The 15,964-nt window shown below is 69.7% G+C and carries 13 protein-coding genes; 6 read left to right on the forward strand and 7 right to left on the reverse strand.

The genetic code is table 11. From position 1 onward, the window contains the following. Nucleotides 1–220 precede the first annotated feature (220 nt). A complete protein-coding gene (locus ABTX24_RS03430) occupies nucleotides 221–3,775 on the forward strand; it encodes an Rne/Rng family ribonuclease (protein WP_350837432.1) in 3,555 nt (1,184 codons plus the stop codon). A 58-nt stretch (nucleotides 3,776–3,833) separates the two neighbouring features. Here the strand turns inward: ABTX24_RS03430 and ABTX24_RS03435 are convergent, their stop codons facing one another. The 5 genes from ABTX24_RS03435 to ABTX24_RS03455 all read right to left on the reverse strand — a co-directional run bounded on the left by ABTX24_RS03435 (nucleotide 3,834) and on the right by ABTX24_RS03455 (nucleotide 9,366). Continuing rightward, a complete protein-coding gene (locus ABTX24_RS03435) occupies nucleotides 3,834–5,309 on the reverse strand; it encodes a mannitol dehydrogenase family protein (RefSeq protein WP_350837434.1) in 1,476 nt (491 codons plus the stop codon). Continuing rightward, nucleotides 5,306–6,142, reverse strand: coding sequence for a carbohydrate ABC transporter permease (locus tag ABTX24_RS03440; RefSeq protein ID WP_160024640.1), 837 nt, complete (start codon nucleotides 6,140–6,142; stop codon nucleotides 5,306–5,308). The genes ABTX24_RS03435 and ABTX24_RS03440 overlap by 4 nt, the downstream gene beginning before the upstream one ends. Then, nucleotides 6,139–7,098, reverse strand: coding sequence for a carbohydrate ABC transporter permease (locus ABTX24_RS03445; RefSeq protein WP_350837436.1), 960 nt, complete (start codon nucleotides 7,096–7,098; stop codon nucleotides 6,139–6,141). Before ABTX24_RS03445 ends, ABTX24_RS03440 begins: the two co-directional genes overlap by 4 nt. Next, a complete protein-coding gene (locus tag ABTX24_RS03450) occupies nucleotides 7,098–8,417 on the reverse strand; it encodes an ABC transporter substrate-binding protein (RefSeq protein WP_350837438.1) in 1,320 nt (439 codons plus the stop codon). Before ABTX24_RS03450 ends, ABTX24_RS03445 begins: the two co-directional genes overlap by 1 nt. A 166-nt stretch (nucleotides 8,418–8,583) precedes the next feature. Beyond that, a complete protein-coding gene (locus tag ABTX24_RS03455) occupies nucleotides 8,584–9,366 on the reverse strand; it encodes a DeoR/GlpR family DNA-binding transcription regulator (protein ID WP_350716332.1) in 783 nt (260 codons plus the stop codon). A gap of 298 nt (nucleotides 9,367–9,664) precedes the next feature. Between ABTX24_RS03455 and rplU the strand changes: the two genes are divergently transcribed. Together rplU and rpmA are read left to right on the forward strand one after the other, a co-directional pair. Continuing rightward, nucleotides 9,665–9,967, forward strand: a complete 303-nt coding sequence (gene rplU, locus ABTX24_RS03460; RefSeq protein ID WP_160024636.1) for a 50S ribosomal protein L21 — start codon at nucleotides 9,665–9,667, stop codon at nucleotides 9,965–9,967. Between the two features lie 36 nt (nucleotides 9,968–10,003). Further along, a complete protein-coding gene (gene rpmA / locus ABTX24_RS03465; RefSeq protein WP_141803598.1) occupies nucleotides 10,004–10,261 on the forward strand; it encodes a 50S ribosomal protein L27 in 258 nt (85 codons plus the stop codon). Nucleotides 10,262–10,327: 66 nt separating this feature from the next. On the opposite strand, the gene ABTX24_RS03470 is transcribed toward rpmA, so the two are convergent. Beyond that, nucleotides 10,328–11,182, reverse strand: coding sequence for an LLM class flavin-dependent oxidoreductase (locus tag ABTX24_RS03470; RefSeq protein WP_350837440.1), 855 nt, complete (start codon nucleotides 11,180–11,182; stop codon nucleotides 10,328–10,330). 86 nt (nucleotides 11,183–11,268) lie between these two features. Between ABTX24_RS03470 and obgE the strand changes: the two genes are divergently transcribed. The 3 genes from obgE (at nucleotide 11,269) to ABTX24_RS03485 (ending at nucleotide 15,000) form a co-directional block, all read left to right on the forward strand. Further along, nucleotides 11,269–12,819 (forward strand): GTPase ObgE, encoded by a 1,551-nt coding sequence (obgE, locus tag ABTX24_RS03475; protein WP_160024634.1) that lies wholly within the window; start codon nucleotides 11,269–11,271, stop codon nucleotides 12,817–12,819. Nucleotides 12,820–12,916: 97 nt separating this feature from the next. After that, on the forward strand, nucleotides 12,917–14,029 hold the full coding sequence (proB, locus tag ABTX24_RS03480; RefSeq protein WP_201451076.1) for a glutamate 5-kinase: 1,113 nt from the start codon (nucleotides 12,917–12,919) through the stop codon (nucleotides 14,027–14,029). Next, nucleotides 14,026–15,000, forward strand: coding sequence for an endonuclease/exonuclease/phosphatase family protein (locus ABTX24_RS03485; RefSeq protein ID WP_350837442.1), 975 nt, complete (start codon nucleotides 14,026–14,028; stop codon nucleotides 14,998–15,000). Before proB ends, ABTX24_RS03485 begins: the two co-directional genes overlap by 4 nt. A gap of 12 nt (nucleotides 15,001–15,012) precedes the next feature. On the opposite strand, the gene ABTX24_RS03490 is transcribed toward ABTX24_RS03485, so the two are convergent. Then, entirely contained in the window at nucleotides 15,013–15,552 is a 540-nt protein-coding gene (locus tag ABTX24_RS03490) for a GNAT family N-acetyltransferase (RefSeq protein WP_350837444.1), read from the reverse strand. Nucleotides 15,553–15,964 lie beyond the last annotated feature (412 nt).

Here is a 15,964-nt window from a genome sequence, read left to right on the forward strand (position 1 = left end):
AGTGAGAGCGACTCGCCCGGGAAGGTCCCGGACGGCCGAGCGACCGCGGCAGGTGACGAACCGCTGCCTGTGACGCACCGCTGCGGAGGATGCCGCCGCCCCTGACAAGCTTTGCGCCGCGACGCGGCTGCTACGTGGAAAAAGTTAGATACTGCGCAGCGCCCGTTTCCCGGCACCTGACTATCCGGCACCTGTGAAGGTCCTGGATGAGGAGAACGGCATGGCCGACGAGACCACTGTCGAGAACACCGAGAACGACGCTGAAACAGCGCAGGCTCCGGTGACCGACACCCCCACGACCGACGCGGAAGCGACCGGCGAGACCACCCCCGCGAAGAAGACCGCGGCGAAGAAGACCACGCGCAAGCGCACCACCAAGAAGGCCGCCGCGGCCCCGGCTGAGGCTGCCGAGGCGCCCGCCGACGGGACCGCCGAGGCCGCTGAGGCCGACGAGGCCCCCGCCAAGAAGACGGCGGCGAAGAAGACGACCCGGAAGCGTACGACCAAGAAGGCTGCCGCTCCGGCTCCGGCCGAGGTCGAGACCACCGAGACCACCGCCGCGCCGGAGGCCGAGACCTCCGAGACCTCCGAGACCCCCGAGACTCCCGCCGAGACGGTCGAGGCTCCGGCCAAGAAGACGGCTGCGAAGAAGACCGCCGCCAAGCGGACCACCGCGAAGAAGACGGCCGCCAAGAAGGCCGCCGCGCCCGTCGTCGAGCCCGTGGAGCCCGTCGAGACCCCCGCCGAGGAGGTCGCCGACGAGACCCTCGAGGAGACCGGGGCCGAGCAGGCCGGTCCGCCGGCCCCCGCGGTGCTGTTCCAGGCGCCGACCAAGACGACCACCCGCCGGCGTACGCGCAAGGTCGCCGAGCCGAAGCCCGTCGAGAAGCCTGTCGAGGCCGCTGTCGAGACGCCCGCCGAGGTGGAGCCGCAGGCCACCGAGCCCGCCGTCGAGCCCGCCGCTGAGCCCGCCGCTGAGGTGGCGAAGGAGGAGGCCCCCACCCGGACCCGCAAGCGCGGTTCGCGCAACGCGGCGCCGGTCGAGGAGAAGGCCGCCGACGAGGAGCCCGAGGCGACCGACACCGAGCCCGAGACCGAGTCCGAGACCGGCAACGAGTCCGACGAGAGCTCGGCCGACGACGGTGAGGGTGGCGGCAACGGCCGTCGTCGTCGCCGCCGTGGCGGCCGCCGCCGTCGCAAGGGTGCCAACGGCGACGCCGACGGCTCCGACGCGTCCGACACCGAGGACAGGTCCGAGGACACCGACGAGAGCGACGACGCCGGCAAGGACGCCGACGCCGAGCAGGGCGAGGGCAGCACCTCCTCGCGCCGTCGCCGTCGTCGCCGCCGGGCCGGCGAGGCCTCGGGCGACGCCGCCGCCGGGGACGACCCGGAGAACACCGTCACCAAGGTTCGCCAGAGCCGCACCGGTGACGACCAGATCACCGCGCTGGCGGGCTCGACCCGCCTGGAGGCCAAGAAGCAGCGCCGCCGCGAGGGCCGCGAGGCCGGTCGCCGTCGCGCCCCGATCGTGAGCGAGGCCGAGTTCCTGGCCCGCCGCGAGTCGGTCGAGCGCGTCATGGTGATCCGCGAGCGTGAGGACCTCACCCAGATCGCGGTGCTCGAGGACAAGGTGCTCGTGGAGCACTACGTCGCCCGCGAGAGCCAGACCAGCCTGATCGGCAACGTCTACCTCGGCCGCGTCCAGAACGTGCTGCCCTCCATGGAGGCCGCGTTCATCGACATCGGCAAGGGCCGCAACGCGGTGCTCTACGCCGGTGAGGTCAACTGGGCCTCGCTCGGCTGGAAGGAGGGCCAGCCCCGCAAGATCGAGTCGGTGCTGACCTCCGGCCAGAAGGTGCTCGTCCAGGTGACGAAGGACCCGATCGGCCACAAGGGCGCCCGCCTGACCTCGCAGATCTCGCTGGCCGGCCGCTTCCTGGTCTACGTGCCCGACGGCACCACCTCCGGCATCTCCCGCAAGCTGCCCGACACCGAGCGCAACCGCCTCAAGACCCTCCTGAAGGAGATCGTCCCCGACACGGCCGGCGTGATCGTACGCACCGCTGCCGAGGGCGCCGCCGAGGACGAGCTCACGCGTGACGTCGAGCGGCTCAAGGCGCGCTGGGAGGACATCGAGAAGAAGGCCAACGGCAACGCCCCGCAGCTGCTCTACGGCGAGCCCGACCTGACCCTCAAGGTCGTGCGCGACCTGTTCACCGAGGACTTCGCCAAGCTGGTCATCTCCGGCGACTCGTCGTGGGAGACCGTCAAGGACTACGTCCAGTCGGTGGCCCCCGACCTCGAGGAGCGGGTGGAGAAGTACGACGGCGAGGCCGACGCCTTCGCCGCGTACCGGATCGACGAGCAGATCGCGAAGGGCCTGGACCGCAAGGTCTGGCTGCCCTCGGGTGGCTCGCTGATCATCGACCGCACCGAGGCGATGACCGTCGTCGACGTCAACACCGGCAAGTTCACCGGCTCCGGGGGCAACCTGGAGGAGACGGTCACCAAGAACAACCTCGAGGCGGCCGAGGAGATCGTGCGCCAGCTCCGGCTGCGCGACATCGGCGGCATCATCGTCGTCGACTTCATCGACATGGTCCTCGAGTCCAACCGTGACCTGGTGCTCCGTCGCCTGGTCGAGTGCCTGGGCCGCGACCGGACCCGTCACCAGGTCGCCGAGGTCACCTCGCTGGGTCTGGTGCAGATGACCCGTAAGCGGATCGGCACCGGTCTGCTCGAGGCCTTCTCCGAGAACTGCGACGCCTGTGGCGGCCGTGGCCTCGTGATCCACGAGCACCCGGTCGAGGCCGGCAAGTCCTCCGGTGTCGCCCCCGACGAGCCGCGTTCGCGCCGTCGTGGCGGTCGCGGTGGCCGCGGCAAGGGCAAGGACGAGATCGGCACCGAGCACCGCGCCGAGCCCGTCGAGGAGTCCGCCAAGACGCCCACGCCCGCCGAGTTCGCCGCCATGGCCGGACAGAGCGACAGCGTGGAGAAGACCGACGAGCCGGCTGCCCATGTCGTCGAGCCCGTCGAGACCCCCGCCGACCCCGCCGAGGCTCCCAAGGTCACGACCCGCACGCGTTCGCGTCGGTCCAAGGCGTCTGCCCCGGTCGCCGAGCCGGTCGAGACCCCCGCCGAGTCCCCGGTCGCCGAGCCCGTCGAGGCCGCGGCCGAGCCGGCGACGGTCGAGGCTCCCAAGGTCACGACCCGCACCCGTTCGCGCCGGTCCAAGGCGTCGACCCCGGTGACCGAGCCGGTCGAGACGCCCGCCGAGGCCCCGGCCGCCGAGACTCCGGCCGAGCCGACGACCCCGGCCGAGCCGGAGGCCCCGAAGGTCACCACGCGTACGCGCACCCGCCGTGCCGCCACCACCGGCCGTCCGGTCCTGGCCGCTGTCGTCGGCAGCTCGACCGCGTCGAAGCCGGCGCCGTCCGAGCCGGTTACGACCGAGCCGGTCGCCGAGGAGGAGCCCGCTCCCGTGGCCCCGGCCGTCGAGCCCGAGGCGACCGAGCCCGAGTCGAAGCCGGAGCCGATCGTGGCCGAGCCGGTTGCGGCCGAGCCGGTCGACTCCAAGCCCAAGGTGGTCACCCGGCAGCGCCGCGGAGCCCGCCGCGAGGTCGTGAGCACCGGCGAGGGCGCGGTGATGACCGCGACCAAGTCCGAGGCGCCGATCGTCAGCAACGGCACCGCCTCGACCCCCGCGCCGAAGGTCGTGACCCGCACCCGCGGCGGCGCGAGCCGCTCGACCACGCCGTCGGAGGACAGCTGACCCAACCACGACGCCCCGGTGCCCGCTCTCGCGGACACCGGGGCGTCGTGCTGTCTTCTCAGTCCTCCCAGATCTCGAGGGTCTTCCGTGCCCCGACCGCGTGCAACGATGCCAGCGCCTCGGCGTACGGCTCGGTGAACTCAGGGGAGTCGACGAGGTCGCCGAAGAGATCGGGGTCGCGGAGGAAGGCGAGCGGGTCCTCGCGCTGCGCGATCGCACGGGCCGTCACATCGGCCCGGCGCCGGTCGACGATGTCGATCGGCGCGCCCTGCTCGTCGACGCCCTCGGCGTACCGGGCCCAGGAGGCGACGACGAGCGCCGATCGACGCACCGAGCCGCCACGAACCAGCTGAGCGGTGATGACCGGCACGAGCCATTTGGGGATCCGGTCGGAGCTCTCCGCGCAGAGCCGCGCCAGGGTGTCGCGGATGTAGGGGTTGGCGAAGCGGGAGATCAGCTCCTGCTGGTAGCCCGGCAGGTCCACCCCCGGTACCTGCGGCAGGGTCGGGGTGCCCTCGTGTGCCATGTAGCCGAGCAGGAAGTCGACGAACAGCGGGTCCGTGCAGACCTCGTGGACGTAGCGGTAGCCGGAGAGGTAGCCGAGGTAGCACAGCGCCTGGTGGCTGGCGTTGAGGAGCCGCAGCTTCATCAGCTCGTACGGCTCCACATCGGGCACCATCTCGACCCCGGCCTGTTCGAACGGCGGCCGTCCCTGCGGGAAGTGGTCCTCGAGCACCCACTGGGAGAACGGCTCGCTGACCACCGGCCAGGCGTCCCCGATCCCGAACCGCCAGCCGACCTCCTCGACGTCGGCGTCGGTCGTGGCCGGGGTGATCCGGTCCACCATCGAGCTCGGGAAGGCCACCTCGGACCCGATCCAGTCGCCGAGCTCCGGGTCGCGCAGGGAAGCGAACGCGGACAGCATCCCGCGGGCGACCTCTCCGTTGCCGGCGATGTTGTCGCACGACATCACCGTGAACGGCGCGATCCCCTTGGCCCGACGGCGCGCCAGTGCCTCCACGACGTAGCCGAACGCCGTCGACGGCACTGCCCCGGGCTCCAGGTCCGCCTGGATGGCGGGGTCGGAGGCGTCGAAGCCGCCGGTCGCCTGGTTGACGTGATAGCCGCCCTCGGTGATGGTCAGTGACACGATCCGGATCCGCGGGTCGGTGAGCAGGTCCAACACGTCCGCGGGGGAGTCGGGGGCGAAGAGGTAGTCGATGATCGAGCCGATCACCCGGCCCCGCACGCCGCCGTCCGGCGCCCGCTCGACGAGCGTGTAGAGATGGTCCTGCGCGGCGAGAGCATTCCGCATGCGTACGTCCTGGGGCATCAGCCCCACCCCGACGATGCCCCAGTCGCGGACGCCCGAGGCGAGCAGGTCGTCGACGTAGCGCGCCTGGTGGGCGCGGTGGAAGCCACCGACCCCGAGATGCACGATCCCGGGGGTGACGGCGGAGCGGTCGTAGGCGGGGACGGCGACGGCCGCAGACAGCTCGCCGAGCCGAGCCGACGTGAGTCGAGCGTGAGTCATTTGACCGCCCCGAGGGAGAGGCCCTGCACCAGCTTGTCCTGAGCTGCGAACCCGGCGATGAGCACGGGCAGCGAGATCAGCGTCGCTCCGGCGGCCAGCTCGGCGAGGTAGGCGTGCTCGGTCTGGATCAGCGTGTTCACGAAGACCGGGCCTGTCTGCGCGGCGACCGACGTCAGCACCTTGGCGTAGAGCTGCTCGTTCCAGGCGAAGATGAAGCAGATCAGCGACGTGGCCGCGACCCCCGGCATCGAGATCGGCGCCACGATCCGGGTCAGGATCCGGAACGTCGAAGCGCCGTCGATCGAGGCGGCCTCGATGATCGCGGGCGGCACCTCGGCCAGGAACGAGCGCATCATCCAGACCGCGATCGGCAGGTTCATCGCGGTGTAGAGCAGGATCAGAATGATCACGTTGTCGGGCATCTTGATGACCTGGGTCGTGAACAGGTAGATCGGCAGGATCCCCGCGACCATCGGCAGCATCTTCGTCGACAGGAAGAAGAACATCGCGTCCGACCACTTCTTCACCGGCTTGATCGCCAGGGCGTACGCCGCCGGGATGGCCAGGGCGAGCACCAGCAGCGTCGAGATCACGCTGGTGATGACGGAGTTGATCAGCGCCGGAGTGATCGGGTTCGCCGAGGTGAACAGGCCGGTGTAGTTGTCCAGGGTCAGCGGGGCACCCCAGCTCGGCGGGTACGTCTGGGCGTCCTGCGGTGCGTGCAGCGAGGTCAGGACCATGTAGAGGATCGGGATCACGAAGATGATGCCGACCAGCCACGCTGCGATCGGGATGACGATCTTCGCCACCCGTTGCCGGTTCCATGCGTTCATCGGCTTGCCTCCTCGTCGGTCAGCAGGGACGACACGACGCGGAGCGCGAAGGTCGCGATGATCAGTGAGCCGATGACCACGACGACGCCCAGCGCGGAGGCGACCCCGTAGTCCTTGGCCGAGTAGAACGTCTCGTAGACGGCGTACGGGATGTTGGTGGAGTTCAGCCCACCGGTCATACCCAGGACCGAGTCGAAGTTCTGGACGATGAAGATCGTGCCGAGCACGATCGAGAGCTCGAGATAGCGGCGTACGTGGGGGAGCGTCATGTGCACGAACGTCTGCCATCCGTTGCAGCCGTCGATGCTCGCCGCCTCCAGGACCTCAGGATCCTGCGACTGCAGGCCGGCGAGCAGGATCAGCATCATGAACGGCGTCCACTGCCAGATCAGCTCGATCTCGATGGCGAGCTTCGGATGGTCGGTGAGGAACGCGATGTCCTGGGCACCGGGCACCCCGAGCTGACCGAGCACACCGTCGACCAGGCCGAACCCGGTCATCAGGATGCCGTTGCCCCAGAAGACCGCGGCCGCGATCGGCACGATCAGGAACGGCGCGATCATCATCGTGCGGACCAGACCGCGGCCGATGAAGGCGTGGTTGAGCAGCAGCGCGATCCCGAGGGCGAGCACGGCGCTGACCCCGACGACGACCACGGTCATCTCGATCGTGTTCAGGACGGCCGTACGGTAGGCCGGCGTCGTGAACACGGTCTTGAAGTTGTCGAAACCGGCGAAGCTGCGCTCCGGGGCGTCGGGCTGGGCGCTCCAGTTCATGAACGACATCACCAGCGTCGCCACGAACGGCAGCTGCGTCACCACGATCAGGAAGACCAGCGCGGGCAGCAGCGGCGCGCGCAGCTTCCACGACTCCCGCCCCCATTTCCGGTACGCCGCGGGCGGCCGGGTCGCCGTCGGCTCGGTCGTTTCGGGGAGTGGTGCGGTCACGGTGGCCATCACTGCTTCTCCTTCTGGACGTCGCCGTACGCCTGGGCGAGCGACTGACAGCGGTCGAGTGCCGCGTCGGTGGTCTTCGAGCCCGAGATGGCGCTGCTGAGCTGCTTGGCGCACTCGGTGCCGAAGTCGGTGAAGCTCGGAACCCCGACGAACTGGATGCCGTTGTAGGGCCGCTTCTGGACGCCGGGGTTGTCGGCCTGGGCGTTCTTGATCGCGTTCATGGTTGGGGTCGCGAAGGAGCCGGCCACCTCGAGGTACTCGGGGTCCTCATAGGTCGAGGCCCGCTTGCCCGCGGGAACGTTGGTCGGACCGCCGGTGTCGTTCACGGTGTCGGCCATCACCAGCTGCTCGTACTCCTTGCTGGAGGCCCAGGCGACGAACTCCTTGGCGTCCTCCTGGTGCCGCGACGCCTTCTGGATCGCCCATGCCCAGGTGTAGAGCCAGCCGGCGTTCTCGGTCTGGTCGTGCGGGGCGGCGACGTAGCCGACCTTGCCTTTGACCGGCGACTCCTCGGCCTCCAGCGACCCGGCACCGGAGGTGGCGTCGTACCACATCGCGACCTTGCCCTGCTGCATGGCGTTGAGGCACTGCGGGAAGCTGAAGGTCGCGGCACCGGCCTCGCCGTGCTCGCGGACCAGGTCGACGTAGAAGTTGGCCGCCTTCTTGAAGCCGCCCTTGTTGACCTGGGCGTTCCAGTCCTCGTCGAACCAGGTGCCGCCCATGGTGTTGACCACCGTCGTGATCGAGGCGAGGTTGTCGCCCCAGCCGGCCAGGCCACGCAGGCAGATGCCGCGCATGTCGGCCTCGGCCTCGTCGATCTGGGCGGCGAAGCCGGCGACCTGCTCCCAGGTCGGGTTCGGCGGCATCTCGATGCCGTGCTTCTCGAACAGGTCCTTGCGGTACATCAGGAACGAGGACTCGCCGTAGAACGGCTGGCCGTATACCTTGCCGTTGGCCGAGAGTGCCTCGGTCATCGGCGGCAGGATGTCGTCCTGGTCGAACTCGGGGTCGTTCGCGATGCTCTCCATGTCCGAGATCCAGCCGGCCTCGGCGTAGTAGGGGATCTCGAAGTTGGACAGCGTCGCCACGTCATAGATCCCGGACTGATTGGCGAACTCTGTGCTCGCGGTGTCGCGCATGTCCTGCTCGACCTTGACCACGAAGTTCACCTCGATCCCGGTCTCCTTCGTGAAGTGCTCCGCGGTGAGCTCCTGGAGCTCGAGCATCTGGGGGTTGTTGACCATCAGCACCGTGATGCTGTGCTCGCCCGCGCTCGTCCCGCCGGCGCCCAGGCCGCCGGTGCCGCATGCCGTCAACAAAACCGTGCACAGTGATAGCGCTGTCAGCGCTGCGGAGGTCCGTCTCCGTACCCGCATCGATCTGCCTCCTCGCAGTGTGACTGTCGTCACGGACCACGATGGCGTAATTCTCGCCGGACCCCCTAGCCCGGTCGCTGCGCCCGAAGCGCCCGGTTGCCGCCCGATCTCAGGCCCGGATGACCCGGGGTCCGAGTGCCGAGAAACGGCGGGCCTCGGACGCCGGCAGCTCGGTGCCGGTGATGAGCAGCTCGAAGTCGCGTACGCCGGCGAAACGGCACAGGCTGGAGGCCCCGAACTTGGTGTGGGCGCCGAAGAAGATCCGCCGCCTGGAGCGTTCGATGGCGGTGCGCTTGACCGCGGCGACGGAGGGGTCCTGGGTGGTCAGACCCTGTTCGCGGGAGATCCCGTTGGCGCCGATGTAGGCCAGGTCGATCACCAGATCGGCGAGCATCCGGGTCGCCCACTGGTCCACGACGCCTCGGGTGATGGTGCGGACCCGGCCGCCCAGGATGATCACGGTGAGGTCCGGATCGGCGGAGAGACGGGTGGCCACCGGGAGCGAGGGGGTGATGATCGTCGCGGGTCCCTGGCCGAGAAGCTCCTCGGCGAGGAACTGCGGCATCGTGCCCTCGTCGATGTAGATCGTCTCTGCGCCGTGCCGGTGCTGGAGGGCGGCCCGGGCGATCCGGTGCTTCTCGTCGACGTCGCGGCCCGCACGGAACTCGAGCGAGGTCTCGAAGCTGCCGCTCTCCAGGGCGACCGCGCCACCGTAGACTCGCTCCACGACACCGCGGTCGGCGAGCACCTTGAGGTCGCGCCGGATCGTCTCGACGCTCACCCCGAGATCGGGCGCGAGATCGGTCACCGACACCCGGCCGGTCGTACGTGCGCGCGCCAGGATCTCCTCCTGCCGGGCCTGGTTCGCGAGCGACGGTTCGGTCGACGTCATGGGCGCCATCATGCCCGGAATCGTGCCCGGTTCGTAGGGGTTGGGGCCGAACCGGGCGCCCGGTTGGTGCGATCGGGGCTCTCTGAGGCACCATGTCGCAGGCACCCATGACGACGGTGTGGGGTGGACGGTGCCGCGGCGTTTTGCGGCTACCTCGTCGCGTACGTAAGATTGAATCTCGGCGTGCGCAGTGCGCCGTTCCTGCAGGCATCTGCTGGCACCTATCGCTTCGGGGTCCGGTCTGCCTTGCCGCGGGTCGACACAAGACTTTGAGTTCGGAGCAATGAAGGAGACCGCGGTGTACGCGATCGTGAAGGCTGGCAGCAAGCAGCAGAAGGTCGTTGTCGGCGACGTCATCGAGATCGACCGCCTCGACGGTGAGAACGGCTCGGCCGTCTCGCTGCCCGTGGTCCTCCTGGTCGACGGCGAGAACGTGACCTCGACCGGCCTCGACAAGGCTTCGGTTGCTGCTGAGATCGTCGGTGCCTCCAAGGGCCCGAAGATCATCATCCAGAAGTACAAGAACAAGACCGGCTACAAGAAGCGCCAGGGTCACCGTCAGAAGTACACCCAGGTCAAGGTCACCGCGATCAACGCCTGATTCCGGCGTTCTAGAGACACTTAAAGGACTGAGAAGATGGCACACAAGAAGGGTGCGGCAAGCACCAAGAACGGTCGCGACTCCAACGCACAGCGCCTCGGCGTGAAGCGCTTCGGCGGCCAGGTCGTCAGCGCCGGCGAGATCATCGTCCGCCAGCGTGGCACCCACTTCCACCCCGGCACCAACGTCGGCCGTGGCGGCGACGACACCCTGTTCGCCCTGCAGCCGGGCGCGGTCGAGTTCGGCAAGCGCCGCGGCCGCCGCGTGATCAACATCGTTCCGGCTGACGCCTGAGTCGATAGCACTTCTTCGAAAGGGCGCTCCCCGCTGGGGGAGCGCCCTTTCGGGTTTTTGGACGTCTCAGAGCTCCGTCGCGCGCTGTGCGATCGCCTCGAAGGTGTCCCACGGGACCTCCCAGCGGGTCCCGGCACGCGGCCAGTGGAGGGCGATGTCGGTGATCCCGATCTCGGCGTAGGAGCCGGCGAGGTCCTCGAACGCGTCGGCCGACTCGGTCCAGGGCTCGTCGGTGAAGCCGGACATGAAGAGCTTCGGCATCGCGTCGTAGTCTCGGCCCGCCTTCTCACAGGCCGTACGGAGCATGTCGAGCCGCTGGGTGACGTACGCCTTCGGGTCGTCGCTCTGCGGATTGGCGATCCACCCGTCGCCGACCTCGGCCGCGAGCCGGAGCCCGCGTGGGCCGTTGCCGGCCAGCCACAGCGGGGTGCGGGGCTGCTGCACCTGACCGGGGGAGACGGTCACCTCGTGGGTCTGCCAGTGCTCGCCGTCGATCGTCACCGGTGATTCGCGCAGGAGCTGGTCGACGGTGCGGGTCCACTCCGCGAACCGGTCGGCGCGCTCGCGAGGCGTGAACTCCCGTCCGAGCACGTCTCCGTCGGAGGTGTGGTCGTCACCGCCAGCACCGATGCCGATCGTCACGCGCCCACCGGAGATCCGGTCGAGGCTGCGGATCGCGGCGGCGGTCGGGATCGGCGTACGGAAGTTCGGGGTGGTCACCAGTGTGCCCAGCCGGATCGTGGAGGTGAGCGCGGCCGCGGCCGCCATCGACGTGAACGCCTCCTCCCACGGGCTGTGCCCGCGCCAGGCCAGGTGGTCATAGACCCACGCCGTCTCGAACCCGAGCTGCTCGGCCTGGACCCAACGCTCGCCCATCGCCGGCCAGTCCTCGATCGGCCACATCACAGTTCCTACTCGCATGGGCTCAAACTTAGTGACTCGGCAGGCCTGCGGGCTGGACGATCGCGGATAGCGACTGTGGGGCGTGCCGTCGGTAGGCTGGAGCCATGGCTGTACCCACCTTCGTCGACCGCGTCACCCTCCACGTCGAGGCCGGTCGCGGCGGACACGGGGTGGCGTCGGTTCACCGCGAGAAGTTCAAGCCGCTCGGCGGTCCCGACGGCGGCAACGGCGGCCCGGGCGGATCGATCATCCTCCGCGTCGACCCCGACGTGACCACCCTGATCGACTACCACCACAGTCCCAAGCGCAAGGCCCCCAATGGCGGCCAGGGCGCGGGTGACCACAAGAACGGCGCCCACGGCGAGGACATGGTGCTTCCGGTCCCCGACGGCACCGTGGTGACCGACATGAACGGCAACGTCCTGGCCGACCTGGTGGGTCCGGGCTCCGAGCTGGTCATCGCCGAGGGCGGCCGTGGCGGGCTCGGCAACGCGGCACTGGCCTCCTCCAAGCGCAAGGCTCCCGGCTTCGCGCTCCTCGGCGAGCCGGGCGAGGCGCGAGAGATCGGGCTGGAGCTCAAGGTCGTCGCCGACATCGGCCTCGTCGGGTTCCCGAGCGCCGGCAAGTCGTCGCTGATCGCGGCGATCTCGCGCGCCCGGCCGAAGATCGCCGACTACCCGTTCACGACCCTGGTGCCCAACCTCGGTGTCGTGAAGGGCGGCGAGATCACCTTCACCGTCGCCGACGTACCGGGCCTGATCGAGGGTGCCGCCGACGGTCGCGGCCTCGGCCACGAGTTCCTGCGCCACATCGAGCGCTGTGCCGCGCTCGTCCACGTCATCGACACCGCGAGCATCGAGCCGGGCCGTAACCCGATCGACGATCTCGACGTCATCGAGAACGAGCTCTCCCGCCACGGCGGCCTCGAGGACCGGCCCCGGCTGGTCGCGTTGAACAAGGTCGACGTCCCCGACGGCCGTGAGATCGCCGAGATGACCATCGGCGAGTTCGAGAAGCGCGGGATGAAGGTCTTCGAGATCTCCGCGGCCTCCGGTGAGGGCACCCAGCAGCTGATCTACGCGATGGCCGAGCTGGTGGCCGCCTCCCGCAAGGACGTCCCGGTGGTTCCGCCGACGCGGATCGTGCTGCGGCCCGAGGGCGCCGAGGGCAAGAACGGCTTCACGGTCAAGGTGTCGAAGAACGGCGAATACCTCGTCCGTGGCCCGCAGCCCGAGCGCTGGGTGCGCCAGACCGACTTCGAGAACGAGGAGGCCGTGGGCTACCTCGCCGACCGCCTCAACCGGCTCGGCGTCGAGATGCGCCTGGTCGAGCTCGGGGCCCAGGAGGGCGACACCGTCATCATCGGCGACCCGGCCAACGCGGTCGTCTTCGACTTCCGCCCCTCGATCGAGACCGGTGCCGAGATGCTCGGCCGCCGCGGCGAGGACCAGCGCTTCTACGAGGAGCGCCCCGCTGCCGCCCGCCGGCGCGAGATCGACGCCGGGATGGAGACCAAGGAAGAGTACGAAGCGCGCGCCGACGTCGCCCGCCGGCTGCGCGACGGCGCCGGCCCGGTGGCGTACGAGATCGGTGGCGAGGACGACCCGGACCGCGACTGGGCCGAGAACGACCCGTCGGCGGATTCGGAGCGGTAGCGCGCGCTCGACCAGCGGAAACGTGCGCTTCCACCGGCGCGAGCGCCGGTAGGATCCGGCGCAGCGAAGTGTGAAGGCTGACGTACGAGGGGGATCGGTGCAGCGCGAGGTCGTGACCGGGGCACGCCGGGTGGTGGTCAAGGTCGGCTCGTCGTCGCTGACCACGGCTGCGGGAGGCATCGACCCGGCCCGCGTCAGCGCGCTGGTCGACGTACTCGCCAAGACCCGTGCCACCGGGGCGGAGGTCGTGCTGGTCTCCTCGGGTGCGATCGCGGCCGGGCTGTCGCCGTTGGGGCTGGCCAAGCGTCCGCGGGCGCTGGCCAAGCAGCAGGCGGCGGCGAGCGTGGGGCAGGGGCTGCTCGTTCACCGCTACACCGACGAGCTCGCCCGGCACGGCATCATCGCAGGTCAGGTGCTGCTCACTGTCGATGACCTGAACCGGCGGGCCCACTATCGCAATGCCGACGCGACGCTGTCGAAGCTGCTCGACCTGGGTGTGCTCCCGATCGTCAACGAGAACGACACCGTGGCCACCTCCGAGATCCGGTTCGGCGACAACGACCGGCTCGCGGCGCTGGTGGCCCACCTGGTGAAGGCTGACCTGCTGGTGTTGCTCAGCGACGTCGACGCGCTCTACGACGCGCCGCCGTCCCAGCCCGGCTCGCAGCGGATCGACGAGGTCGCCTCGCTGGCCGATCTCGATGGCGTGACCATCGGCAAGGCCGGCGCCGCCGGAGTCGGCACCGGGGGGATGGTGACCAAGCTGGAGGCCGCCCGGATCGCTGTCGACGACGGTGTCCCGGTCGTGCTGACCTCGGCCGCTCAGGCAGAGGCCGCGCTCGCGGGCGAGCCGGTCGGCACCCTGTTCCATGCCGTCGGGAAGCGGCGCCCGGCGCGGCTGCTGTGGCTTCAGCACGCCACCGAGCCGGTCGGCTCGATCACCGTCGACGCCGGGGCGGTCGCCGCGATCAGTCGCCGCGGAGCCTCGTTGCTCGCCGCCGGGGTCACCGGCTCCTCCGGCGCGTTCCACGCCGGTGACCCGGTCGACGTCGTCGACCCGTCGGGCGTGGCCGTCGCGCGCGGCCTGGTGAACTACGACGCCGACGAGATCCCGCGGCTGGCCGGGCGTTCCTCCGGCTATCTCGAGGCCAACCTCGGGGCTGCGTACGCTCGGGAGGTCATCCACCGCGACGACCTGGTCGTCCTATGAGCCGGGCCCGGTGGGTGCCGTTGGCGCTGGCGTGGGGCGTGCTCGTCCTCTGTGGCCTGCCGGTGCTGGCGATCACGTTCTCCCGGGCACTGGCGAGCACGGATCTGCGGGCGGTGCGTCTGGCCGCGTTCGCGCCCTTCGGCGTCGGGATGTACGCGCTGTGCCTGGTCGCGGTCCTGGTTCTGGTCTGGCTGGCCAGCGGCCCCGGCCGGATCCGGCTGGCGGTCGTCGCCGGGGTCGTCGCGCTGCTGTTGGCGGTGCACGTGGCCTGGCAGGCGCCGCTCTATGCGGGGTCCCGCGCGACCAGCGCCGGTGAGCCGCTGACCGTGATGACCACCAACCTTCTCGAAGGCAAGGGCGACACCGACGTCGTGGTCGAGACGGTGCGTGCGCACAAGGTCAACGTGCTCGCCATCCAGGAGATCACCCCGGAGGCGTTCGCGAAGCTGTCGAGGACGCTGCGCGTCCAGCTGCCCTACTGGATCGGCGAGGCCGCCCCCGGCACCGCGGGCACGATGATCTTCGCCGACCAGCCGATCACCAAGTCGCGCCGGATCGCGACGGAGATGGGGTCGTGGGTCGCCGACGTGGGGGAGCGGCGGGTCGTCGTCGCGCATCCGGCGCCGCCCACGCTCGCATCCTGGCCGGCCGAGCAGGAGCTGATGATCGAGGAGACGGCCGCGGAGAAGCCCGACCTCGTCCTGGGCGACCTGAACGCCTCGCTCGACCACCACACGGTCCGCCGGCTGCTCGACGACGCAGACCTGCAGGACGCGGCCCGGGCCAGCAACGCCGGATGGCAGCCCACCTGGCCGACCGAGGGGTTCGCCGGCGTACCTCTTCCGCCGTCGACCGCGATCGACCACGTGCTGATCGGGGATGACCTGGTCGCGCTGGCGACGGAGACGGTCGAGGTGCCAGGCTCCGACCACCTGGCGCTGGTCGCCTACCTCGGAACTCCCGAGGAGTGAGGCTCCGCCGGGCTAGCTGCTCTTGAGCACCCCGAACCACTGCTCGGCACCGAAGCCCAGGAACCGCTCCACCTCGACGAACCCCAGCCTGCGGGCCAGGCGCAGGGAGCGCTCGTTGGCGACCTGGGTGGTGAGGACGACCGGCTCGCCCGGGAGCGTCTTCTCGATCCAGCCGAGCGCGGCTCTGGTCGCCTCTGTCGCGATCCCCGCGCCCCACGATGTCCTAAGAAACTCATAGCCGAGCTCGACCTCGTCGCCCTCCTCGCGTACGTGGTGCGCCCACGCCCGATCGCGGCGCTGGATCGTGATCCTGCCGATGAACTCGCCCTCGTGCTCGACGGCGAAGATTCCGGGCCTGGTGTTCGGATCCTCCGGGATCAGCTCTTCCAGCTCTTCTCGGGTGTGCTGCGGGCCGCCGAGGTACGCCTGCACGGTCTCGTCCGAGAGGAGCTCTACCAGTCCTGGTCTGTCCTCGGGTTTGGTGTGTCGGAGGATCAGGCGCTCGGTGTGGATCGGGGCTGGGGGCCAGGGGACGTCGCCCAGGGGTTTCATGTTCTTGGACGGTAGCTGGGTTTGGGGCTGGTCAGGTTCTTTTTGGGTGTACGTGGGTGGTTCTGGTTTGTCCTAGTGCTGTGATTTGGGGCTGGGGTGGGCCGCCGACCCGTTCTTGGAGGGTCTTCTCGATCTGGACAGGCGTCAAGGACGCCCTTCGGGCGCCGGCTTCGCCGGCCGCCTTCGGCGGTCCTGGACTCCGGACCAGATCGAGAAAAGATTTGGCTGGCTATCGGGGCGGCGGCCCGGGTGTGGCGCAGCGGAATCTTGCATCGGACGGGTGAGGTTGATGGGGTGGAGGGTGGCCCTTCGGGCCACTTATCATCCACAGATCCGAGGTCGTTCGCTCACCGCGAAAACGGCGGTTGATCAGGGAAAATAGATGGTCAAGCAGGTGTTGGAAGCGTAGAAT

It is taken from the genome of Nocardioides sp. NPDC127514 (genome assembly GCF_040302125.1).
Taxonomy (GTDB): Bacteria; Actinomycetota; Actinomycetes; order Propionibacteriales; family Nocardioidaceae; genus Nocardioides.

Bases quoted from the DNA above. Each gene is read 5' to 3' on its own strand.
- ABTX24_RS03430 (WP_350837432.1), top strand. From the start codon at position 221: ATGGCCGACGAGACCACTGTCGAGAACACCGAGAACGACGCTGAAACA.
- ABTX24_RS03435 (WP_350837434.1), bottom strand. From the start codon at position 5,309: ATGACTCACGCTCGACTCACGTCGGCTCGGCTCGGCGAGCTGTCTGCG.
- ABTX24_RS03440 (WP_160024640.1), bottom strand. From the start codon at position 6,142: ATGAACGCATGGAACCGGCAACGGGTGGCGAAGATCGTCATCCCGATC.
- ABTX24_RS03445 (WP_350837436.1), bottom strand. From the start codon at position 7,098: ATGGCCACCGTGACCGCACCACTCCCCGAAACGACCGAGCCGACGGCG.
- ABTX24_RS03455 (WP_350716332.1), bottom strand. From the start codon at position 9,366: ATGACGTCGACCGAACCGTCGCTCGCGAACCAGGCCCGGCAGGAGGAG.
- rpmA (WP_141803598.1), top strand. From the start codon at position 10,004: ATGGCACACAAGAAGGGTGCGGCAAGCACCAAGAACGGTCGCGACTCC.
- ABTX24_RS03470 (WP_350837440.1), bottom strand. From the start codon at position 11,182: ATGCGAGTAGGAACTGTGATGTGGCCGATCGAGGACTGGCCGGCGATG.
- obgE (WP_160024634.1), top strand. From the start codon at position 11,269: ATGGCTGTACCCACCTTCGTCGACCGCGTCACCCTCCACGTCGAGGCC.
- ABTX24_RS03485 (WP_350837442.1), top strand. From the start codon at position 14,026: ATGAGCCGGGCCCGGTGGGTGCCGTTGGCGCTGGCGTGGGGCGTGCTC.
- ABTX24_RS03490 (WP_350837444.1), bottom strand. From the start codon at position 15,552: ATGAAACCCCTGGGCGACGTCCCCTGGCCCCCAGCCCCGATCCACACC.